This window comes from Paraflavitalea sp., assembly GCF_059502485.1.
Genome location: NZ_JCACET010000010.1, coordinates 1,475,495 through 1,499,214, shown reverse-complemented (window position 1 = coordinate 1,499,214; position 23,720 = coordinate 1,475,495). Strand labels below are relative to the sequence as shown.

At 46.9% G+C, this 23,720-nt stretch carries 18 protein-coding genes; 13 read left to right on the top strand and 5 right to left on the bottom strand.

The window, feature by feature from the left end; translation table 11 throughout:
- The first annotated feature begins 2 nt into the window (after positions 1–2).
- The 12 genes from AC5JBY_RS23155 to AC5JBY_RS23100 all read left to right on the top strand — a co-directional run bounded on the left by AC5JBY_RS23155 (position 3) and on the right by AC5JBY_RS23100 (position 15,073).
- On the top strand, positions 3–1,850 hold the full coding sequence (locus tag AC5JBY_RS23155) for a glycoside hydrolase family 2 protein (protein WP_495907038.1): 1,848 nt from the start codon (positions 3–5) through the stop codon (positions 1,848–1,850).
- A 15-nt stretch (positions 1,851–1,865) separates the two neighbouring features.
- Complete coding sequence (locus AC5JBY_RS23150; protein ID WP_495907037.1) at positions 1,866–3,923, top strand: beta-L-arabinofuranosidase domain-containing protein; 2,058 nt, start codon at positions 1,866–1,868, stop codon at positions 3,921–3,923.
- Positions 3,924–3,932: 9 nt separating this feature from the next.
- Entirely contained in the window at positions 3,933–4,970 is a 1,038-nt protein-coding gene (locus AC5JBY_RS23145; RefSeq protein WP_495907036.1) for a glycoside hydrolase family 43 protein, read from the top strand.
- Between the two features lie 29 nt (positions 4,971–4,999).
- Complete coding sequence (locus AC5JBY_RS23140) at positions 5,000–7,444, top strand: glutaminase family protein (RefSeq protein WP_495907035.1); 2,445 nt, start codon at positions 5,000–5,002, stop codon at positions 7,442–7,444.
- 103 nt (positions 7,445–7,547) lie between these two features.
- The gene (locus AC5JBY_RS23135) at positions 7,548–8,195 is read left to right on the top strand and encodes a hypothetical protein (RefSeq protein WP_495907034.1); all 648 of its coding nucleotides are present in this window, start codon (positions 7,548–7,550) and stop codon (positions 8,193–8,195) included.
- Positions 8,196–8,197: 2 nt separating this feature from the next.
- Positions 8,198–9,229: a LacI family DNA-binding transcriptional regulator gene (locus AC5JBY_RS23130; RefSeq protein ID WP_495907033.1), complete on the top strand. Its 1,032-nt coding sequence runs from the start codon at positions 8,198–8,200 to the stop codon at positions 9,227–9,229.
- Between the two features lie 24 nt (positions 9,230–9,253).
- Positions 9,254–10,291: a phosphotriesterase family protein gene (locus tag AC5JBY_RS23125; protein WP_495907032.1), complete on the top strand. Its 1,038-nt coding sequence runs from the start codon at positions 9,254–9,256 to the stop codon at positions 10,289–10,291.
- 229 nt (positions 10,292–10,520) lie between these two features.
- Positions 10,521–11,378, top strand: coding sequence for a hypothetical protein (locus AC5JBY_RS23120; protein WP_495907031.1), 858 nt, complete (start codon positions 10,521–10,523; stop codon positions 11,376–11,378).
- 35 nt (positions 11,379–11,413) lie between these two features.
- Complete coding sequence (locus AC5JBY_RS23115; protein WP_495907030.1) at positions 11,414–12,247, top strand: hypothetical protein; 834 nt, start codon at positions 11,414–11,416, stop codon at positions 12,245–12,247.
- 34 nt (positions 12,248–12,281) lie between these two features.
- Positions 12,282–13,118 carry a hypothetical protein gene (locus tag AC5JBY_RS23110; RefSeq protein ID WP_495907029.1) on the top strand — a complete coding sequence of 279 codons (837 nt, stop codon included), beginning with the start codon at positions 12,282–12,284 and terminating at the stop codon, positions 13,116–13,118.
- A 113-nt stretch (positions 13,119–13,231) separates the two neighbouring features.
- On the top strand, positions 13,232–14,332 hold the full coding sequence (locus AC5JBY_RS23105; protein ID WP_495907028.1) for a DNA alkylation repair protein: 1,101 nt from the start codon (positions 13,232–13,234) through the stop codon (positions 14,330–14,332).
- 78 nt (positions 14,333–14,410) lie between these two features.
- Complete coding sequence (locus AC5JBY_RS23100) at positions 14,411–15,073, top strand: hypothetical protein (protein WP_495907027.1); 663 nt, start codon at positions 14,411–14,413, stop codon at positions 15,071–15,073.
- Here the strand turns inward: AC5JBY_RS23100 and AC5JBY_RS23095 are convergent.
- From AC5JBY_RS23095 to AC5JBY_RS23080, 4 genes are all read right to left on the bottom strand, one after another.
- On the bottom strand, positions 15,021–16,160 hold the full coding sequence (locus tag AC5JBY_RS23095) for an efflux RND transporter periplasmic adaptor subunit (protein WP_495907026.1): 1,140 nt from the start codon (positions 16,158–16,160) through the stop codon (positions 15,021–15,023). The two genes, AC5JBY_RS23100 and AC5JBY_RS23095, sit on opposite strands and share 53 nt — an antisense overlap.
- A 17-nt stretch (positions 16,161–16,177) precedes the next feature.
- Entirely contained in the window at positions 16,178–20,539 is a 4,362-nt protein-coding gene (locus tag AC5JBY_RS23090) for a CusA/CzcA family heavy metal efflux RND transporter (protein ID WP_495907025.1), read from the bottom strand.
- A 100-nt stretch (positions 20,540–20,639) separates the two neighbouring features.
- Positions 20,640–21,017, bottom strand: coding sequence for a hypothetical protein (locus AC5JBY_RS23085; RefSeq protein WP_495907024.1), 378 nt, complete (start codon positions 21,015–21,017; stop codon positions 20,640–20,642).
- A gap of 61 nt (positions 21,018–21,078) precedes the next feature.
- Positions 21,079–21,924 carry a carboxylesterase family protein gene (locus AC5JBY_RS23080; RefSeq protein ID WP_495907023.1) on the bottom strand — a complete coding sequence of 282 codons (846 nt, stop codon included), beginning with the start codon at positions 21,922–21,924 and terminating at the stop codon, positions 21,079–21,081.
- A gap of 232 nt (positions 21,925–22,156) precedes the next feature.
- Here AC5JBY_RS23080 and AC5JBY_RS23075 point away from each other — a divergent pair, with 232 nt between their 5' ends.
- Positions 22,157–22,846, top strand: a complete 690-nt coding sequence (locus AC5JBY_RS23075) for a hemerythrin domain-containing protein (RefSeq protein WP_495907022.1) — start codon at positions 22,157–22,159, stop codon at positions 22,844–22,846.
- 95 nt (positions 22,847–22,941) lie between these two features.
- Here AC5JBY_RS23075 and AC5JBY_RS23070 read toward each other — a convergent pair whose 3' ends face one another.
- Complete coding sequence (locus AC5JBY_RS23070; RefSeq protein WP_495907021.1) at positions 22,942–23,715, bottom strand: M90 family metallopeptidase; 774 nt, start codon at positions 23,713–23,715, stop codon at positions 22,942–22,944.
- Positions 23,716–23,720: the final 5 nt, after the last annotated feature.

Below are 23,720 nucleotides of genomic sequence, written 5' to 3'. Positions count from 1 at the left end.
TCATGCGTAGAGTGCCCGTCCTTTTTTTACTGTTGATTGTAACTACAGCCCTGAATGCTCAGCAACCCTGGCAAATAGTGCCAGGGAAGATTACTACCGAATGGTCTGCCAATGTAAACCCTGCGAGTCCTTTGCCCGAATATCCCCGCCCACAACTGGTGCGGAAGAACTGGCAAAACCTCAATGGCCTTTGGCAATACAGCATCTTGCCCAAAGCACAGGAAGAAACCATCCCTGCTACTTTTGCAGGTAATATCCTGGTGCCATATGCGGTAGAAGCATCCCTGTCAGGCGTAGGAAAAACAGTAGGGAAGGACAGCGTACTCTGGTATAAAAGGGTCATCGCTACCCCTGTTGTTAAAAAAGGCCAGCAGGTTCTCTTGCACTTTGGTGCGGTCGACTGGCGTTGTGCGGTATATGTCAACGGACAAAAAGTAGGCACACACCAGGGGGGCTATGATCCTTTTTCTTTCGATATCACAGCAGCCCTGAAAAAAGGAAAACAGCAGGAAATTGCAGTATCAGTATGGGACCCTTCCGACCAGGGACCTCAGCCTCGCGGCAAACAAGTGCGTAAGCCCGAAGGCATTTGGTACACCCCGGTAACAGGTATCTGGCAAACAGTATGGCTCGAGACAGTAGCATCCACCTACATCGTGTCTACCAAACAAACGCCCGATATCGACACCAAAACACTGAGCATTGAAACCAAAGTAGCCAACGCGCAAGCAGGCGACCTGGTAAAAGTGACAGCGTTGGATGGTACTACCAGGATCACTGAACAGAGTGTTACAGCTGGTGAGAATATCAAATTGTCTATCGACAATCCAAAACTCTGGACACCGGAAAATCCTTTTCTCTATGCACTCAAGATTGAAGTGTTGCGTGCCGGAAAAGTAGTAGACGAAGCCGACAGCTATTTTGCCATGCGCAAAATATCTATGGGCGTTGATGACAAAGGCATACAACGCATGCTGCTCAACAACAAGTTCGTATTCCAATATGGCCCTCTCGACCAGGGCTGGTGGCCTGATGGTTTGTATACTGCACCTACCGATGAAGCCCTCAAATTCGACGTAGTAAAGACCAAAGAAATGGGCTTCAATATGATCCGCAAACACGTAAAAGTAGAACCCGCCCGCTGGTACTACCACTGCGATCAGTTAGGTATCCTTGTTTGGCAGGATATGCCAAGTGGCGACCTCCATGCCCGCTGGGAAAACCGTCCCGGTATAGAAGGCATTGGCTATGATATGGAGCGTTCAGCCGAATCGGAAAATATCTTCCGTACAGAGTGGACGGCCATCATGGAAAGCCTCCACAACTTCCCCAGCATTGTGGTCTGGGTTCCCTTCAATGAAGCATGGGGACAGTTCAAGACCAAAGAAATTGTAAACTGGACAATGCAGAAAGATCGTTCACGCCTCGTAAATACAGCCAGCGGTGGTAACTTCCATTTAGTGGGACATATCGTTGACTTACACAATTATCCTTTACCTGCTATGCCAACGGCCGACCTGTTTGGCGCCAATTACGTACTGGTATTGGGTGAGTTCGGCGGTCTCGGATTACCACTCGAAGGACACACCTGGCAGGATAAGAACAACTGGGGCTATCGCAGCTATAAGAACCAGGAAGAACTCTTTACAAACTATTCACAGCTCGTCGATAAATTCCCGGCATTGATCAAAAAAGGATTGTCAGCCGCAGTGTACACCCAAACCACCGACGTGGAAGTGGAAACAAACGGCCTGATGACATACGACAGAAAAGTATTTAAAATACCAGTTCCCAGCTTGAAGCAAGTACACAATAAACTGTACGATGTGAACCTGGTAAAAATGAAATAACTCTTGAGTCACGCAATGAACAAGTATAAAAAACAGGCTTTGCTGACGATTGCTCTGCTGGGTTCGGTATATGCCGGCACCCAGGCACAGACGAGCCTGAAAGTAGAAGTAGTAAACAAGCCCGACAATACAGTTCTCAACAAATACTATATAAGCAACAAAGCGCCATTACAACAACAGTATTTCGTCAAGCTGCCGGTCACTGCGATAAAGCCCGGAGGCTGGCTCAAAAAAATGCTGGAGTTGCAACGGGACGGTCTCACAGGTAACCTCGGAGAGATCAGCATTTGGCTGTCGAAGCACGACAATGCCTGGTTGCACAAAGACGGTAAAGGAAAATATGGCTGGGAGGAATTACCCTACTGGCTCAAAGGATATGCAAACATTGGCTACATGCTGCGCGATCAAAAGATGATCAAAGAAGCCAAATTCTGGCTTGATGCAGCTATGGATAACCAGCGTGAAAACGGTGACTTTGGCCCCCTCGTTAACCGGAATGGAAAGCGGGACCTCTGGACCAATATGCCGATGCTGTGGTGTTTGCAATCATACTATGAATATGCACAGGATAAGCGCGTACTTGACCTGATGACTAAATATTTCAAGTGGGAGCTGTCATTACCCGATGATCAGCTGCTGGAAGACTACTGGGAAAACAGCCGCGGAGGTGATAACATATACAGCGTTTACTGGCTGTACAACCATACCGGCGAAGCCTGGTTACTCGATCTGGCAAAAAAGCTCCACCAGAATACGGCCAACTGGACGCAAAAGAACAACCTGCCCAACTGGCACAATGTGAATGTGGCGCAGTGCTTCCGTGAGCCGGCACAGTATTCACTCCTGAGCCGCAATGAAAGCGATCTGCAGGCCACCTACGATAACTTTAAATTGATACGTGATATCTATGGACAGGTGCCGGGCGGTATGTTTGGCGCCGATGAGAATGCACGTAAAGGCTACGACGATCCACGCCAGTTGGTAGAGACTTGCGGCATGGTAGAACAAATGACCTCCGACCAGATGTTACTTTGGTATACAGGCGACACCAAATGGGCGGAGAACTGTGAAGATGTAGCCTTCAATACATTCCCAGCCGCGTTTATGCCCGACTATAAGGCCCTGCGCTATTTAACAGCACCCAACCATGTTGTGAGCGATAGCAAGAACCATGCGCCGGGCATCGACAACAATGGCCCCTTCCTCATGATGAACCCTTTCAGCAGCCGCTGCTGCCAGCACAACCATGCGGCAGGCTGGGTATATTATGCAGAAAATAGCTGGATGGCTACGCCCGACAACGGATTGGCCGCACAGCTCTATGTAGAAGGAGAAGTAACAGCCCGCGTAGGCAACAGCAACACGGTTACGATTGTGGAAAATACACGTTACCCTTTCGAAGAGTCAGTTGAGCTTACTATTAAAACTGCCACCGCCACCAACTTCCCCTTATACCTCCGCTTGCCGGTATGGTGTAAAAAGCCGGTGGTAAAAGTGAACGGTAAAGCCGTGACATTTGAGGCAACGCCGGGTGGTTATGTAAAACTAACCAACCAATGGAAGGACAATGACCGTATATCCTTACAGTTCCCTATGGAGTTGGAGTTGCGTACCTGGGATAAAAACAAGAACAGCGTGAGCATCAATCGTGGACCGCTCACCTATTCGCTGCAGATACAAGAGCGCTATGAACAAAAAGACAGCAAGGCTACCGCCATCGGCGATTCCAGGTGGCAGGAAAATGCTGACCCAACCAAATGGCCTTCATTTGAGATCTATCCCGCTACCCAATGGAACTATGGTCTGCTGCTGAATACACAACCCTTGGATAAAACATTCACGGTAGTGCGCAAAGCTTGGCCAAAAGACAACAATCCATTTACCCTTGCAGGTGCGCCCATTACATTGAAGGCGAAAGGAAAACAGATACCTGCCTGGACCATCGATCAGTATGGATTGTGCGGATTGTTGCCACAAAGCCCGGTAGCAACAGGCGAACCAGTTAAAGAATTAACACTTGTACCAATGGGAGCAGCCCGCTTGCGGATAGCAGCCTTCCCCGTAGTACAATAAGCAAAGCATATGAGCAGGTTAAGCATTTTCGGTTTATTGTTAGTTTTAGTCGCAGTTAAAAGTGCGCCGGGGCAGACAACCGGCGCCACTTTTTCCAACCCCTTGCTGCCTGCAGGAGCCGATCCTTTTTCTTTTTATAAGGACGGCTATTACTATTACACCCATACCACAGGCAACCGTATCGATATCTGGAAGACAAAGAACCTGGCCGATCTGAAAACTGCCCAACGCAAAACGATCTTTACACCGCCACCCAACACAGCCCATTCCAGGAACCTGTGGGCTCCGGAAATTCATTACATACAGGGCAAGTGGTACGTATACTTTGCAGCCGACGATGGCCGCAATGAGAACCACCGCATGTATGTACTGGAAAATACGGCCGCCGATCCACTGGAAGGCAACTGGACATTCAAAGGCAAAGTGGCCGATCCTTCCGATAAATGGGCCATTGATGGCGATGTGTTTACCTGGAAAGGACAGCTATACATGATCTGGTCGGGATGGGAGGGAGACACCAATGGTGAGCAGGACATCTACATTGCCAAAATGAAGAACCCCTGGACCATTGAAGGCAATCGCGTCAAGATCGCGGCCCCACAGTTCGATTGGGAAAAGCACGGCGATCTCAAAGGCGATCCGCCCCACGTAAATGTGAATGAAGGCCCCCAGGCACTCATGAACGGCGATAAGCTGTTCATCATCTTTTCAGCCAGTGGCTGCTGGACGGATTTTTATGCATTAGGCGTGTTGAGCTTCACCGGCAAACAGGATTTGCTGGATGCAGGCAGCTGGAAAAAACATCCGGAGCCATTCTTCAAACAATCGAAAGAAAGCGGTGTTTATGCACCGGGACATAACTCATTCTTTAAATCACCGGATGGCAAACAGGATTGGATACTGTACCATGCCAACGATGCACCAGGGCAGGGATGCGGCAAACAACGTTCGCCACGTGCACAACAATTTACCTGGAGCAAAGAAGGTATGCCCCAATTTGGAGAGCCTATAAAAGTGGGCATACCGCTCCCGGTACCGTCCTTTTAACACCTAACAATCTAAAACAGGAATAAATAATGAAAAAAGCGCTGGCAATTGGTTTGGCCACCCTTCAGTTAAGCAATGCATTAGCACAGGAAATGCGTGCTCCTGCGTACCCTTTGATCACACACGATCCCTATTTCAGTGTATGGTCCACTTCAAACAAATTGAATGAGTCCACCACCAAACACTGGACAGGCGCCGATCAGTCCTTGCTGGGATTGATCAATGTAGATGGAACAGTGTATCGCTTCATGGGCGATGTAGAGAAAGTTTACAATACGGTGATCCCTGCTTCCGACGAGAAAGCATATGACGTAGCATATACAGAAAGTGAACCCGCAACTGGCTGGATGAACCTTTCCTTCAACGACAAAAGCTGGAAACGTGGCGGAGCGCCTTTCACAGATAACAGCTCCACTGCCAAAACAGTATGGAGAAGCCACGACCTGTGGGTACGTCGTGAGTTCACGCTGGATAAAACAGACTTCAACAAACTGTTCCTGAAGATCAACCACGACGACAATGCAGACGTATACCTCAACGGCGAAAAGATATACAGCTATGTTGGCTGGTTGAATAAATTCCAACACTTTGCAATACCGGAGTCTGCTAAACGCAAACTGGTAAAAGGGAAGAACGTACTGGCCCTCCATATAGTGAATACCCGGGGCGGTGCCTGGATGGATGCTGGTATAATGGATGAACCCAAACAGCAACCAGGTGGCAACATAAAATTGGCTACCCAGGATAACGTAACAGTAACTGCCACACAAACAAAGTACAACTTCACGGCAGGTAAAGCATCCCTTTCACTCACTTTTACTTCTCCCTTATTGCCTGACAACCTCGATCTGCTGTCAAGACCTGTAACATACGTTACAGCAAAAGTGAGTTCTGTTGACGGCGCAAAGCATGACGTACAAGTGTATTTTGGCGTGTCTTCTTCGCTGGCAGTCAATACACCCCAACAGGAAGTAAAAGCTGAGCAATACAATGCCAATAACCTGTCGATCCTCAAGGCTGGTACCATTGAACAACCTGTGTTGAAGAAAAAAGGCGATGATCTGCGTATCGATTGGGGCTATCTGTATGTAGCCGCTGGCGAAAACACTACACCACTCCAATACATTGCTACAGCTGCAGAAGCAGTGAATGCTTTTGGTCCCGCTAAATACAAAAGAGCTACCAAACTGGAAGGCAAACAACTTATGCTGAGCACAGTTTTCAAAGGATCGGTAAACACTGGTTCCGACTTTTCAAACGTATTACTGATAGGATACGATGACCTGTATGCCATACAGTACTTTGGCCAGAATCTCAAGGCCTGGTGGGCGCAAAAAGGCTCAACCATCGACCAGGAACTGTCGCATGCGGCTACTGATTATAAGTCCATCATGGAAAAGTGCGAAGCGTTCGATAAAAAACTGTACAACGAAACCTTGAAAGCGGGTGGAGAACAATATGCCCAACTGTGCGAATTGGCTTACCGCCAAAGCGTATCGGCACACAAAGTATTGAAAGACCCACAAGGCGAGATTCTCTTCCTCTCAAAGGAGAACTACAGCAACGGTTGTATCAATACAGTCGATGTTACTTATCCTTCAGCGCCTTTATACCTGGCATACAATCCTGATCTGCTGAAAGGCATGCTCAATGGCATCTTCTACTATAGCGAAAGCGGAAAATGGACAAAGCCTTTCCCGGCGCATGACCTCGGTACTTATCCCATGGCCAATGGCCAGCTGTATGGTGAAGACATGCCGGTGGAAGAAGCAGGCAACATGATCATCCTCACTGCAGCTATTGCCAAAGCAGAAGGCAATGCCAACTACGCAAAGAAACATTGGAACACCCTTACTACCTGGGTGGGTTACCTTGTAAGAGATGGATTTGATCCTGCCAACCAGTTGTGTACGGATGACTTTGCCGGCCATATGGCCCGTAACGCCAACCTCTCCATAAAAGCGATCATGGGTATTGCAGGATATGCCATGATGGCCGGCCAGTTGGGCGATCAGGCTACAGAGAAGAAATACCACGATACAGCAGTGGCCATGGCTAAGAGGTGGATGCAACTGGCGGCAGATGGCGATCATTACACACTCGCCTTCGAAAAGAAAGGCACCTGGAGCCAGAAGTACAACCTGGTTTGGGATAAGTTGCTGCACCTGAACGTCTTCCCGAAAGAAGTATACGAGAAAGAAATAAAGTATTACCTTACTAAACAACAGTCATTCGGCCTGCCGCTCGACAGCCGCCGCACATACACCAAATCCGATTGGATCATGTGGACGGCAGCACTGACTGACAATCAGCAGGATTGGAATGCATTTGTACAACCATTGTACAAATATGCGGCAGAGACCAGTACCCGTGTGCCGTTGTGCGACTGGCATGAAACTACCGACGGTAAGCAGGTAGGTTTCCAGGCCCGCAGCGTAGTAGGAGGATATTTCATTAAATTGTTAGATAAATAACTGCAGTGAATGGTGGGTTGCCCTGCAGCATAGCACAATAGCAGAACAGGCGACTCACCATTCACCATTTATAACGATTGCCAAAACCCCCCAATGCTTGTCTATGAAAAAGTACATTGCCCTCTTATCGCTGCTCATCGTGATACAGACATATGCCCAATCAGACAACAAGATCGGGGGCACTACAATTATCCACTACGTCTTAGATAATTTCTATCCCGGAAAAGTCTACATGCAGTCAGGTGAAGTAATCAGCCGCATGCTCAATTACAATACACTCACCAAAGAAATGATCTTTGAAGAAGGAGGAAAATACCTGGCCATTGCCAATCCCGAAAAGGTAGACTCAGTCGTAGTGGCTGGCCGTACCTTCATCTATGTCGATAAAAAATTCTACGAATGGATTGCGGGAACCACTAACAAGCTATATGTAGACTATCAATCTACCATTGTTGAAGAAGGAGTGCCTACCGGCTATGGTAATTCTCAGACGGCTTCAGCCCACACAGTAAAAACATTGGTAGGCTCAGGACTTGTCTATGGCCTTAAATTGCCGGATGATTATAAGGTAAGCACAAAGATCAATTACTACCTGATCAAAGGAAAAGCATACGAGAAGTTTGCCAACGCCCGGCAGCTCACATACATATTGCCCGATAAAAAACAACGCATCAACGATTGGGTAAAAAACAATAATACCAACTTTAACAAGCCCGCAGACCTCATTGCATTAGTAAACCAGCTTCAATAGCTATGAGCGAACCCGTTGTCAGAACCACCATATTGGATATAGCACGAGCATTGAATGTTGCTGCGGCCACTGTATCACGGGCGCTGAACGATCATCCGGCCATTAGCGATGCTACCCGCGAAGCAGTGAAGCGGGCGGCCAAGCAGATGAATTACCAGCCAAATAAGATCGCCTCCTCACTCCGCTCAGGAAAATCCAAGATCATTGGTGTCATCATTCCCAGTGCAGAGATCAACTTCTTTGGTTCTGTTATCCATGGTATAGAAAATGTAGCCAGCAGGAACGATTACAATGTACTCATCTATCAATCCAACGAATTATATGAACTGGAGAAAAAAGCAGTGCAAACATTCCTCCGGTCAAGAGTAGATGGGGTGCTGGCCTCCATTTCCAAAGAGACCATCAACCTGGGACATTATGCCGATCTGAAGACCAAAGGCGTACCGCTGGTATTATTCGACCGGGCACACGATTCCTTACAGGTTCCGGCCGTGGTGGTTAATGATTACCTGGGAGCCTTCAATGCCACCAGGCACCTCATCGAGCAGGGCTGTCGCCGCATTGCTCATATTGGAGGACAGCAACACGTCACCAATTTCAACCAGCGGCTGCGAGGCTATATAGATGCCCTGAACGTGCACAACATTGCAGTCAATGACGACCTCATTGTATATGGAAAAGTGAGCATAGAATCGGGTAGGGAATGCATGAAACAGCTCCTGCGCCATAAGCCCGATGCAGTATTCGCAGTAGAAGATTTCACTGCACTGGGTGCCATGCAAGCCATCAAAGAAGCAGGCGTCAGCATCCCCGACGAGATTGCCATTATTGGTTTCGCCAACGAAATGTTCAGCGAATACCTGACCCCTTCCTTGTCTACCGTCAACCAGCATACCGTACGCATGGGCGAAGAAGCTGCCAGCCTTTTCTTCGATATCTTCAATAAGAAAATAGCACTTAAAGCACCACCCCGCAAATTCATCCTCGAACCCGAGATCATCTGCCGCCAGTCCAGCATTAAACATATTAAGTAGTATCTTACAGGCAATACCTGCAATATGCTATCCCGCAGACAATTCCTGTTATCCACTGCTGGTCTGTTCCTGGCGCAAGTATGTCGCCAGGCCAGAGGCGAAGGGTGCTTGTACCACAATGCTGACAATAACCTAATGACCGTACTTGGTTCGCGGCCTTCACATTCAATGGGCACTACCTTAATCCACGAACACCTCCTCGTCGACTTCATCGGAGCCGATAAGATCGGCTACGACCGCTGGAACAAAGAAGATGTGATCAAGCGCGTATTGCCCTACCTCGAAGAAGCAAAAAAAGCAGGCGTCAAAACCTTCTTCGATTGCACGCCCGCCTTCCTGGGCCGTGACCCGCTTCTGCTGAAAACATTGTCAGAAAAAAGCGGACTACACATTATTACCAATACAGGATACTATGGAGCAGTAAACAACAAATACCTGCCCGCCTGGGTAAAAGAAGAGACGGCAGAATCGTTGGCCCAACGCTGGATCAAAGAACACAAAGAAGGTATAGAAAACACAGGAGTACGACCCGGCTTTATTAAGATCAGCGTCAACGAAGGAAAACTCTCCGAGTTGCACCAGAAATTAGTGAAGGCAGCAGCTCTCACACACCTCCAAACGGGGCTCACCATTTGCTCCCATACCGGTAAAGCACCAGCGGCTTTTGAACAGATAGATATATTAAAGAACAACGGAGTAAAGCCAGATGCGTTCGTTTGGGTCCATGCGCAGGCAGAATCAGACAAGAGCCTGCATATAAAAGCAGCGCAAATGGGTGCCTGGGTTAGTCTCGATGGCATAGCCTGGGGCGATCATGAAAATTATGCTGATTCCATTATCCGATTAAAGCAACAACAATTATTACACCGCGTATTGATCTCGCATGATGCAGGCTGGTACAGGCCCGGAGAGCCCGATGGTGGCCAGTTTACCGGGTTCACAGCAATCTTTACAAAACTGCTACCCCTATTGGAACAAAAAGGATTTACAGCAGCAGACACTAAACAGCTATTGGTAATAAATCCTGAGATAGCCTTCACAACAGGAGTAAGGTCAGTTTAATAATAAAACAGTAATGATTAAATCATCAAGTATTGATTAGAATATTACTTATCTTTAAATAACTGTTATAATTCAACCTGCCGTTTGCACCCAGCCGTTCCCTCCTAATAATCTATGTCCTCAATAATCCGGAACATTTCATTTTGGCTATCCCATAGCCAACCAATCTTCTTATGACCTTCTCTGTACCCGTCAGGACATTTACTTTCTTCACCTATTAACCTTCTGTATGAAAAAAATTACGATCGTATGCCTGTTGGCTATTGCCAGCTGTGTTATTTCATCTTGCCACAAACCAGATTACCCCTGCAAAAAGTATTGCCAGATCAAAAGCATTGAAGACATCTACCAACCCAACCCTTTCACTACTACGGATCGTGTTACTCGGTATGCTTACAACAGACAACGGCTACTTGATTCACTCACTGTACGGCCAATCACTGGCACACAACCGCCCCTCAATGTTAGGATAAGCTACAACAGCCAGGGCAAACCGGTAGGGTTAGTAGGCCCAAACGTTACCTATAAACTTATCTACCAAAGTGGACGCGTAACAAGAGTAGACCAACTGGGCACGAATGGTCAGTATCAGTCACTATATACTTTCGTGTATGATACACAAGGCCGCATCATAGAGCGCCAGGATGCATCCAGTGCCTTGCGCTTTGAATACGAAGGCACATCCAAAAACTTCAAGCGCAGGTTGGATATGCAACACATTCGCCCGGGTGAGCCGCTGGAAATATTTATGGCCTATGAGTATACCTATGATGATAAAGTAAACCCCATGCAAACCTGGCCCAACACGACACTGTTACCCTTTTACTTTGACATTGTAGCAGGAGCCGGTCGCCAGTTTGAGCCCATCCCCGAAAACAATTGGGTACGCCAGAATGTAACAGCCAATTTCCGTGGAGCACAGTTGCCATTCCGGGAATACCTGTACACCTACCAATATGACGATGTTTATCCCATAAAATATGATCTGCTGCTCCTGACCCGCAATCCCTTTATTTCAATAGTTGATACCACCAGAGGCACCACCCGATTTATGTACGATTGTCAGGGCAGCGGAGCCAATTTTTAATACATAAACTTTCTTAACCTCCACAACCTTTATTTATGAAAAGGATGAACCTTTTGCTGCTGTTACTGGCAGGCTGGGTAAGTATGACCATTTCCTGCCACAAGCCCGATTTCCCACACAACAAGCTTTGCCAGCTTACCATGTTGATCGATTCCACAAATATTTACGGAAGAGAATACCGCTACCTGTACAACCAGCACCGGTTGCTCGATTCCCTTGTTGCCCGGGCCACCTTTAATCCTATTCCTGCGGTAACATTGAAAATGGGATACGATAACCAGAAACGACCCCTTACTTTCCGGGATAATTATAACAACATGCATAAGTACGTTTACCAGGCGGGACGTATTATACGTGTGGATGGACTGGGCACCGATAACCAATACCATACCTTATATACATATACGTACGACAATCGTGGCAGAGTGGTTAGCCGGATATCTGGTTCCGAAGTGCTGCGCTGGGAATATGATGGTCCTTCCAATAATTTCAAAAGGCGTCTGTCATTCCCGCCATCTGACCTTACAACTCCAACGTTGATCTATGAGTACACCTATGATAACAAGCTAAATCCCTGGAATACCTGGCCCAATACCACACTTTTTCCCTTTTACTTTCCGCTTCTTGAGATCAATACAGTACAGTATGAGCCTATAACACAGAATAACGTTGTGCGCGAAACCGTGAAAGGCAATGTCGGAGATGGCACTTATTTCATGTTCCGGGAATCCATTTTCGCTTATCAGTATGATGACATATACCCGGTAAAACGAACAGCCCGTTACCTTAGCTACTTTGTGGCTGGGGGTAGCCAGGAAACACCCGGCGTAAGCCATTATTACTACGATTGTAAAGACGATATACACTAACAAACTCTATTCATTTAACCATCAATCTTTCTGTATGAAAAAAATCAGCTTAGGATTACTTGTATTTGCCAGCTTCATTGTTCTTACGCTCTCTTGCCACAAACCAGGAGAATGGCCCCACAAAAAATGCCAGATCAGCACTTTTATCGACTCTTCACAGACTTTTGGCCGTGTATACCATTATATGTACAATGAAAAACGGCTCATGGATTCATTTACTATTGGGGCCACCTTTACTCCTGTAGTTTCCTTGAGATTAGGTATTGGGTATAATAACCAGCACCGCCCGGTAACAGTGAGCATCAATAACGTGAACCACTATAAATATATATACCAGCAAGGCCGTATTATACGTATTGATGAATTGGGGCCAGACAATCAATACCATCCCTGGATGAACTTTGTATATGATTCGCGCGGCAGGATTATCGAACGTACCGGTGGGCAGGAAGCTTTGCGTTGGGAATATATTGGTAATACCAACAACTTTAAGCGCCGAATAGTTTTCGATCCCAATAACTCCTCATTCCCGGGAATAATCTATGACTACGTATACGACAACAAAGTGAATCCTTTTACAACCTGGCCCAATTCCATCCTGAACCCTTTCTTTATACCCAATGATGATATCTTCCAGGTCTTTGAACCCATACCCGACAATAACGTTACCTATCAGGGAGTTACTGGAAAACTGCCAGACGGAGCACCATTTAAATTCCGCGAAACATTCTATACCTACACCTATGATGACGCATATCCGGTAAAACGTACAACACGCTTCCTTACACATGATCCCAATACTGGCCAAACCAACGAGACCAAAGGATCAGGATATTACACGTACGACTGCGCCGGTGACGACGCACATTAAATAGTCAGACCGCTCCAGGCGGCCAGACTAATGCACAGAGGAGACATCTTTTTGAGAGATGTCTCCTCTAACTTTTTCCCCTAATCCCTATATTGCACCCCAAATAAAATACGGTGGAGCCTTTCAAGAATATTTACAACGATACCTTCTTCAACGGATTTACAGCAGTACTGAATAAGACCCTTACAGGATTCGACAAGAAACGCTTCCTTAAAAAAGTCTATGATGATGCCTGGGAAAGCAGAGAACTGAAGCAGCGCATGAAACACATTGCACTGGTGATGCATGAGTTTATGCCCGCAAAATACGAACAGGCAACAGGAAAGATCAAGGATATCATCACCACACTACGAAAAAATGGTATCAACGGCGGATTGGAATACATGATCTTTACGGAGTATGTCGACAACTTCGGTATCGATCATTACGATACCTCTATGGAAGCATTTGAATTCATTACACAATTCATCAGTTGCGAATTTGCCATACGTCCATTTATCCTTCGCTATCCCGAAAAGGCAATGAAACAAATGCTGGTATGGTCAAAACATGAGAGCCTGCACGTACGCCGTTTTGCCAGTGAAGGCTGCAGGCCACGTTTGCCCTGGTCGATGGCATTGCCCTTCCTCAAAAAAGATCCTTCACCCATATTGCCAATACTGGAGAACCTGAAAGATGATCCATCAGAGTTCGTCCGCAAGAGCGTAGCCAACAACCTCAATGACATCGTCAAAGACAATCCAGAGGTGGTATTAGGCATCGTAAAAAGATGGCAGGGACACTCACCACGAACAGATTGGATCATCAAACACGGCAGCCGTACCCTGCTGCGCAAAGCCAATCCGCAGGCCATGAAGATATTTGGATTGGCCGTGGCCGATAAGATCGTGGTAGATAAGCTGAAGCTGGAAACCAAAAGCATCAGTATTGGCGAAGCCATGAGCTTCTCCTTCACCCTCACCAATACCGGCGCAAAACCCATTAAGCTCCGGGTGGAATATGGCATCGATTATATGAAATCCAATGGCAAGGCCAACAGGAAACTGTTCAAGATCACCGAAAATACTTACCAGCCAGGTCAGGCCTATACTTTTAAACGCAACCAGTCATTTCGCAACCTCACTACCCGAAAACACTATGCTGGCCAGCATGCCCTGTCCATTGTGATCAACGGACAGGAGTTAGCCACAAAAAAGTTTATAGTTACGGGATAGGGAAGTCAGGAGATCAGGAAATTAACCCTAAATTAGCTGAAGCCGGAACCCCTCGTCATCAGTTAATAACCCTTGCGATTGAAAAAAGCCCCTCTTCATAAAGTCTGGCTACTCACGCCCTTTATTGGGTTCTGTATTTTTATCATCATGTATGTAGTAGCTGCTGCATTGTACCCCGGCGGTTCCGATGAAGATAAAAATGCCAAAGGATTCAGCATACTGCACAATTATTGGTGCGAACTATTAAGCGATCGGGCTGCCAATGGCAAATACAATCCAGGCGGGCGGGTAGCTATATGGGCAATGGGCATACTTTGCATAGCATTGGCCGTTTTCTGGTGGATAACTCCAAGACTTTTCAATCCCAACCGTTGGTATACCATCTGCATTGGGTATGCAGGTATATTGGCCATGCTCATCACGCCATTCCTTTCTACAAAATACCATGACCTGGTCATCAACCTTGCCAGCATACCAGGTATAACAGCCATGATCACAACATTCGTCGCCCTTTATAAGAACAGGTGGTACAAGCTGTTTGCATTTGGAATATTTTCTTTAATGCTGATAGGTCTCAACAACTATGTTTATTACACTGGCTATTGGCTTTATACCTTACCTGTCTTACAAAAGGTCACCTTCCTGCTCGTCATGACCTGGATGAGTATTATCACTTGGTTGATTTATCTTACTCCTCCCCGCTATTCTTCATCTTCATCAACAGCGTATAAGCATTCTTGATCACAACATTCCCATCCGGTAACGCACTCTTGATCTCCGTAAACCCGTCGGTAGCTACGCCTGTTTCAACCGGCAGCAGTTTATATTGATTATTACCCTGTTCACTGAATACATAATACCGGTTATTCCATTTCACGATTGCCTCTTCAGGTACGGCTGTTACTTTGGCATTGTTCAGCTCGATAGCTGCATTCATGAACATGCCAGGCATTAGCCCCTTGGTGCCATGTTCCAGGTGACAATGCACTTCTGCAGCGCGCTCTTCATCGATAGAAGGCGTAATGAGGCTCACGGTGGCAGCATATTTATTATCCGGGTTACTGTTGGTATAACAAGTGAGCTTTTGCCCAATAACAAGGTTGGCAGCATTGTTCTCAAACACAGTAAGGCTTAGATGCAAGTCATCCGGACTGATCAATTCAAAAAGCACATCAGTAGGACTTACATACTTGCCGGTATTCACATTCACCTTACTAACAAACCCGCTGATCGGTGCATAAAGATGAATGCTCCGGGAAATATTGTTTTCGTTCAGCCCTTCAGGATTGATGCCGATCAGGCGGAGTTTCTCAGCCAGAGAGCGCAACAAGATCTTCTGACTTTCAAACTCACTACGAGATTGCTGGTACACTTTATCACTCACAGCTTTGGTGGCATTCAACCCTTCTTGCCGAGTAAAGTCAGCTTGTGCAAAAGCCAGCCGGCTTTTGGCAGTAAGATAGTCCTGCTGAAGCTGAATATATTGTTGGTCCTCCAGTGTAGCCAGAATAGCCCCCTTGCTTATTTTAGCGCCAGGCAGCAGCGTAGCCTTCTTCACATAGCCACCCAGCGGCACGCTGATGGACACTATATTTTGCGGCGGTACATCTACCACACCGCTTACCTGTAAGGTCGTATGCATGGGCCTTGCTTCCACTTTACCGGTTACGATACCGGCATTGCTGGCTTGTACAGCCGTGAGCTTTACCACGTTCTCCTGCACCTTCAGCGAGTCGTTTGATGGAGCAGCCGCTGTGGGAGCAGGTTGATCCTTGCATTGAGAGAATAGGGTGATAAAAACAAGCGCTGATATTATTCGTTGTTTCATGATCATTCTTTTTAAACTTAATTGGAAGCAGTTAATTTTTCAATTTCAAAAGCAGCATCATTCCGTTGCTGCACGGCGTTATAATATTCGCTGCGTATTTGCAAAGCCTGATTTACCAGGATCACCCAGTCGAGATAACCGGTTTCTCCGGCCTGCAGCCGTTGCGTGGCAGTATGAATAATGGTGTTGGCATTAGGCAACAGCGTTTGCTGGTAATCCACCACGAGTTGGCTACTTTGCAGGTATACCTGCGTAGCTGCTTCCAGGCTGGCGTTGAGCTGTTGTCGCGTGGCCGCCGTTTCCTGCATTCGTTGACTTACCTGAATGCCGGCAGCTTTGATCCGGGAACGTTGAGCCCCGGAAAAAAGCGTAATGCCTACACCCACATTTACAGATGAGAAACGTTTGCTGCCACCGAAGTACATTTCATCCCCCTGTTTGCTGGTCTGCCAGCCAATGATTGAAGAATTATTGTACCCTGCACTGAAACTGGGTAGCAACTTGCTTTTCTCCAGTTTATGCTGTTCTGCAGCAAGTGCAGCTTGCTGTTCTTGCAATTGCACAATAGGGGAGGAAGATACCAGGCTGGTGTCGGGAATGGTAGCCAGGGCATATAAAGCAGTATCTGCTATTGGCTCGGGTTTATAAGTGCTGTTGATTAATAACCTGAGCTGCGTTTGCAACACCTGGTGGTCGGTGGCCAACAGGCGCAATTGACTGCCGATCTGCTTGCGCTGGTTCTCGATGGTGGTCTTCTCCAATACATCGATATCCCCGGCCTGAAAACGTTGTTGCGATTTTTGCAGCAGGCTGCTATACATACTATCAGCTTCTTGCAACAACCGGCGCTTTTCCTGCAACACCAGCATTTCATAAAACACTTGCTTTACAGTTGCTTTCAGTACTACCACTTGCTGTTGACGATTGGTTTCACTGATCAGCACATGCGTCTTGTTAATACTCCGCTGATGTTTATACACACTGGGAAATTGTATACTCTGCGAAATGGAAAACCGGTTATCATTAGCGAGACTATTGAATCGGCCATATTCTACGTCCAGAGCAGTTTTCTCCAGGTCGAAGCTGCTTTTCTGCAAAGCCTTGTAATAAGCGATCTCTGTGCCAGCTACCTGCAGGCGCTGATTATTCTTTAAAGCACTATCGATAGCTGCAGACAATGTAATAGGTTGTTGAGCTTGTGCGGCAGCAGTACCCAACAACAGTGTCAGAGTAACGGCACGTGGTCGGCGTGCTTTAAAATACCGGAAGCCCTTTTCAAAAACGATATACAACACGGGCAGCAGGAAAAGTGTAAGCAGCGTAGAGATGATCAACCCGCCGATCACTACTGTAGCCAAAGGCTTTTGCACTTCACCTCCGGCGCCGGTACTAATGGCCATAGGAATAAATCCAAGAGAAGGCACAAGTGCCGTCATCAATACAGCCCGCAGTTTCGATTTGGTAGCATGGATCACGATACGCCGTACATCATGCCAGCCCTCTTGCTTCAACCGGTTAAACTCACTCACCAGCAAAATACCATTTAGCACAGCTACACCAAATAGCGCAATAAAGCCCACTCCGGCAGAAATGCTGAAAGGCATATCGCGCATCCACAAAGCCACTATACCACCTATCGCAGAAAGAGGAATAGCGGTATAGATCAGCAAACCTTGCTTGATAGAGCTGAATGCAAAATACAGCAGCAGGAAAATAAGTAACAACGCCACCGGCACCACAATACTCAGCCTTTCTTTGGCGGCATTCATATTCTCAAAAGAACCACCATAAGAAATAGTATATTCTTTAGGCAGGTTAAGCTGCACTTGCACTTTTTGCTGAAGCTCCTGCACAATGGATTGCACATCACGCCCGTTTACGTTGAACCCTACAATGATGCGGCGACGCGTGTTCTCGCGCTGTACCTGGTTTACTCCCTCAGTTTCTTCAATAGTAGCTACCATAGACAATGGAATTTGAGTACCCTGTTTAGTGGGCACCAACAGGTTTTGAATATCAGTCATGTTCTTACGTGCATCACCGGCAAGGCGCACCACCATATCAAACCGTTTTTCACCCTCATACACCTGCCCGGCTGTTTGCCCTGCAAAAGCAGTATTTACCACGCGGTTGATATCACTTACATTCAGCCCATATTTAGCCATGCCGTCACGGTTGTATTTGATCACCACCTGGGGCATACCCGTCACCGTCTCTTCATAAATATTGATAGCCCCTTGCACACTTTGAATGATCCCATTCAGCCGGTGCGCATAAGCAGCCAAAGTATCCAGGTTCTCCCCGAATATCTTGCACACGATATCCTGCCGGGCGCCCGTCATCAGTTCATTGAAGCGCATCTGTACCGGGAATTGAAAACTAACTGTGATTCCAGGCACTGCTTCCAGTGCTGTGGTCATCTTGGCGCTTAACTCAGGAAATGTTTTTGCGGAAGTCCATGCTTTCTTGGGTTTCAGCACTACGATCATATCACCAGCTTCAAAAGGCATCGGGTCAGTGGGGATTTCAGAACTGCCGATCTTGGTAACCACCTTCTCTACTTCAGGAAACTCCTTCAGCAATATTTTCGAAGCCTGTTGAGTGGAGTGGATGGTATTGTTCAGGTTACTACCGGTCAGCAACCTTGTTTCCACGGCAAAATCACCCTCTTCCAATTGAGGAATGAATTCGCCACCCATACGGCTGAGGATCATAACTGCACCAATGAACAGCGTCAGTGTAACAGCAATGATAGATTTGGGATAACGTAGTAACCGGCTCAGCATGGGTTGATACCGGCGCTCCAGCCAGCCCATCAACCGGTCGGTCATGGTACGCTTATGATTGAGTTTTTTACTCAGGCACAAGGCGGCCATCATGGGCACATACGTTACAGACAGCAGAAATGCTCCAAGGATGGCAAAAGCAATAGTAATAGCCATCGGCTTGAACATCTTACCTTCAATACCTTGCAGTGAAAGAATAGGCAGGTAAACAATCAGGATAATAATCTGGCTAAACACGGCCGACTTGATCATGGCGCCGGTCGATTTCGTAACCTCCACATCCATTTGCTCCTGGCTGATGCGCGAAAGATGCCTGAAATGTTTGGAGTGAGAGAAACGGTGTAAAATAGCTTCCACCACGATCACCGATCCATCTACGATCAATCCGAAATCGATAGCCCCTAAAGACATAAGGTTGCCACCCACGCCAAACTTATTCATCAGGATAATGGCAAACAACATCGACAGCGGAATAACAGAAGATACGATCAGTCCCGCGCGAAGATTACCGAGGAAGAACACCAATACAAGGATCACGATCAAAGCGCCTTCCAACAAGTTAGTCTCCACGGTCTCGATAGCATTGTTCACCATTTTGGTTCTGTCAAGAAATGGCTCGATCACCACGCCCTCCGGCAACATCTGCTGGATTTCCTCCACCCGCTGCTTGACCCTTTTGATCACGGCTGAAGAGTTTTCTCCTTTCAACATCATCAGTACTGCACCGGCCACTTCGCCTCTGTCATTATAGGTCATTGCACCGTAACGGATGGCGGCGCCATATTGCACAGTGGCCACATCGCGCATCAGCAGTGGCGTACCATTATTCAGCGTCTTCACTACGATCCGTTGAATATCCTCGATGGCAGCCGTAAGCCCTTCACTCCGGATATACAATACGGTAGGCCCTTTTTCTATATAGGCGCCGCCGGTATTCTCGTTGTTCTTCTCCAGCGCATCAAAAACATCGGCAATGGTGAGGCCGTAAGCCTTCAATTGTTCCTGTCGAACAGCGATCTCATATTGCTTTAGCTGGCCGCCAAAGCTGGATACTTCAGCTACGCCCGGCGTGCCCATCAGTTGCCGCCGCACGATCCAATCCTGGATGGTACGCAGCTGCATCGCACTATACTTCCCTTCGTAACCGCTTTTGGGTCTCACAACATATTGATAGATCTCGCCGAGGCCGGTAGATACAGGCGCCATCACGGGCGAGCCGATGCCTGCGGGTATTTCCTGTTGCACCTGTTGCAATCGCTCACTGATCTGTTGCCTTGCCCAGTATACATCCGTAGCATCGTCAAAAACAATGGTCACCAGCGAAAGGCCAAAACGCGAAAAACTGCGTACCTGCTTCAAGCCGGGAATATTACTGCAAGCCTGCTCGATGGGAAAAGTAATGAGCCGTTCAATATCCGGCGCGCCTAATGAGGGAGATACAGTAAGAACCTGCACCTGGTTATCGGTAATATCGGGTACGGCATCGATGGGCAGCCTGGTCACTTCATAGCTGCCCCAGGCGGTGAGCGCTATAATAAATAATCCAATAACCAGCTTATTCTTTACAGAAAAGCTGATAATCTTATTCAGCATAATAGATGAGTCTGATTAAATAAATGAATACAGGTAGCTAAGCATTGCACAACAATACATGCCTAACAAACCTTCAAATCCAATAAATTTTAAGTGCAGACTACATGCGGGGAGGACGGAACAATGAGCCCAGAGCAGGCTGAGGGAGAACGTCATTATCGAAGACCGGCTGCACAACTACATTAGTAAATTCCGGGTGTTGAGCAATGGCCGGTTTAATAGCAGGAATAAGTGGATGATCGATAGACTGGAGGTTGACCCTTTTGTAAGGCAACTGCATGTCCCGGTCGTCATCATTATCATTCATATCGTTGCCTCCATAGTGCATGGCGAGGAACTGAACAAATCCCACACGTTCATCGAGTCGGTGATGCTCCATGAAGTGGGCCACCAGTACCGGAACCTTTAAAAACTGGTTCAGGGAAGTGTCATTCAATAACAAAACGAAAAACAATATGTACAGGCACCCTTTTTTCACCGGGGCAAATATAATCAAAAAGGGCGCTTGATTCGCGATCAGGCGCCCCTTTTGTGCCGAGTTACCGTTTGTGGCTGAGCATCCATTCATAGATGTTCACGCCGCCTTCCTTATAGGCTGGGTCCGATACTTTGGTCCAGCAATCATGTTGCATTACTGCATCAGAGGTAGGGAAAATAGTTTGCTTGGCAGGTATGGCCGGTTTATAACCATTGATAGCAGCTATAAATGCCTTGGTCTCCTGTGATAAGATCATCTGGTCTTGCTCGTTGTGAAAGCTCCATACAGGCAGGTTTTTATCGGCAATACCTTTTACTGCTGCAGGCAGGTTGTAATTAAAAGCCCCTGCCATAGTTACAATAGCAGCCGGTTCTGTGGGATAATTAGCCGCGAATTCCGCAGCCTGACGTCCACCGAGACTAAAACCTGTTAGATAAAAGTAAGATCTGTTGACACGATACTTGGAATAGGCATAATCTACAAAAGCCCGCAAGTCGCTAAGAACGGGGCCACTTTTAAACTGAGGGATCAGCACAACGAAAGAAAAGTGCTGGCCGTTTACCGTAAAGTCGGGTGGAAGCTTTTGTTGCTTTAGTAAAAGTCCGATGCCTTCATTTAATACTCTCGGCAGCTCATCTTTGCTGCCATTACCAAATTGTCCCGCTCCGGGAAGAAAGATCAGTACGGGATATTTGTTTTGATTTTCATTATATGATGCCGGAAGCGCTTCATAATAACCGCCAATAGTGCTGCTGATGTTTTGCGTAACAGGCGTTAGAACAGCAGGTTGAGTTTCAACATTGGTGGGAAGATCGTCGGCATCATTACCATCATCCTTATTACAGGATACTACAAGTAAGGACAGGCTTAACCAGGTAGCCAGCAGGTAGTGGATTTTCGTCGTCATATGTGGGAGGTTGAGTTTTCTGTAGAGTACCTATACATATACGAAAACTATGCCCGATAGGTTGAGGAGATCCTGACCCATTAACCAGCATATAACAGATAGCAATTTAGATTCAAACCACTTTTTGTGGCAATTCATGACGCCTATACCACAATTAACGCAGCCCTTCATTGTCCCCCCGAGCTAATAACAGGAAATTTGTATTGTCAAATGAACATTTAAAAAGTAGCAAATGGAAACAAAAAGGTATAACATCTTCAATCTCATTCACAAAGCCCTCCGCTCCATGATGTTCGAAGCGGCTACAGCAATTCAGCAAACAGATTTCACCAACCGCGACGAGGCCATCGTTACCATACAACGACTTGAAAAAGTATTGGATGCATTCGATGACCATGCAGACCACGAAGACAAGTACATTATGCCAGCCGTAGAGCGATATGCTAAACCACTCGTTGATGAATTGGAAAGCCAGCATGTGGTAGATCATGAGCTCACCCACAGCCTGCGTGATGCCATCAGCCAGTGGAAAACAACACAAGAAGAAACACTTATGGTAGAGATGGGACTGAAGATATTGTACGATTTCAACGAGTTTATCGCGTTCAACCTCAGTCACATGAACAAAGAAGAAGTAGAATTGAATGCAGTACTCTGGCAATATTACAGCGATCCTGAAATAATGCACATATCACATACGCTGGTAAGTTCTATCGAGCCTACCATACTATTCGAAACAAGCCGCTGGATGATGGCTTCCATCAACAGCCAGGAAGCAATTGCATGGCTCAAAGGCATTAAGCACAATGCGCCACAGGAGGTGTATTCATTATATATGAAGCTCGCCCAGGAAGAGCTACCCGAAAGCAGATGGCAGATAATAAAAACAGCCCTGACGAAAGGATCATTACAGATAGCCTAAATAGATTTTGTAGCGCTAAAGTGGCTCGCTTTACTGTCAAAGGGTGGGTCGCCCTCGAAGGGCGGCTCACCCTTTGACAATGTAAGATGGGGTTTCTATTTTAAAGCAGGTGGTAAGAAAATGCGCTTTAATAAGTCATACAGTTCAGGATGCTTCTTTTCCATCTCGGCCGGCTTTTCAAAGAAGTATTCAGACACAACAGCCAGAAACTCCGCTTCATTTGTAGTGCCATAATAATTAATATCAGAACGCCCTTCACGTATCAGCTGCATTTCTTCGTGAATACGCTTAAGCCAGGGCTTGGCATATTGATGAGGGATAAGCGCTTCGGGTAGGCCATCGGTAGAGCCATCAGATTTATCTACGAGGTGCACAAATTCATGGATAGCAGTATTGTGTTTATCCGGTGTATTCCGGAAACCATCCCGCACATTTTGTTGGGAAAGGATCATTACATTTTGCATGGGGCCGGTACCTACCATGCCCAGGATATTGCGGTCCTTCGTATCCTGCTTAAACTCATCATCGAAAGAACCGGGATACAACAGCACTTCATGAATGTTCCTGTATTCCCAGTCCGGGAATGAAAAGATGGGGATAATGGCGCCGGCAGCTACTAACGCGCGGTCAATATCTTCTACAGTGGTGTTCACGCCTGTGATGTGTACCTTTTCCAGAAACCCAATTACCCGTTTCTCAAATTGTGCTTTTTGTTCCACATTCAATGCCTGGTAGAAAGCCACATGCTCCTGCAATAAGGGCTGTATCGTCTCAGATGACAGCGTTGGAAATGCCTTCTTCCTCCTGAAAGCAAGCGACAGCAACACTCCCATAATAGCGATCCCCGCAATACCTATAATAGTTTCCATGTAGT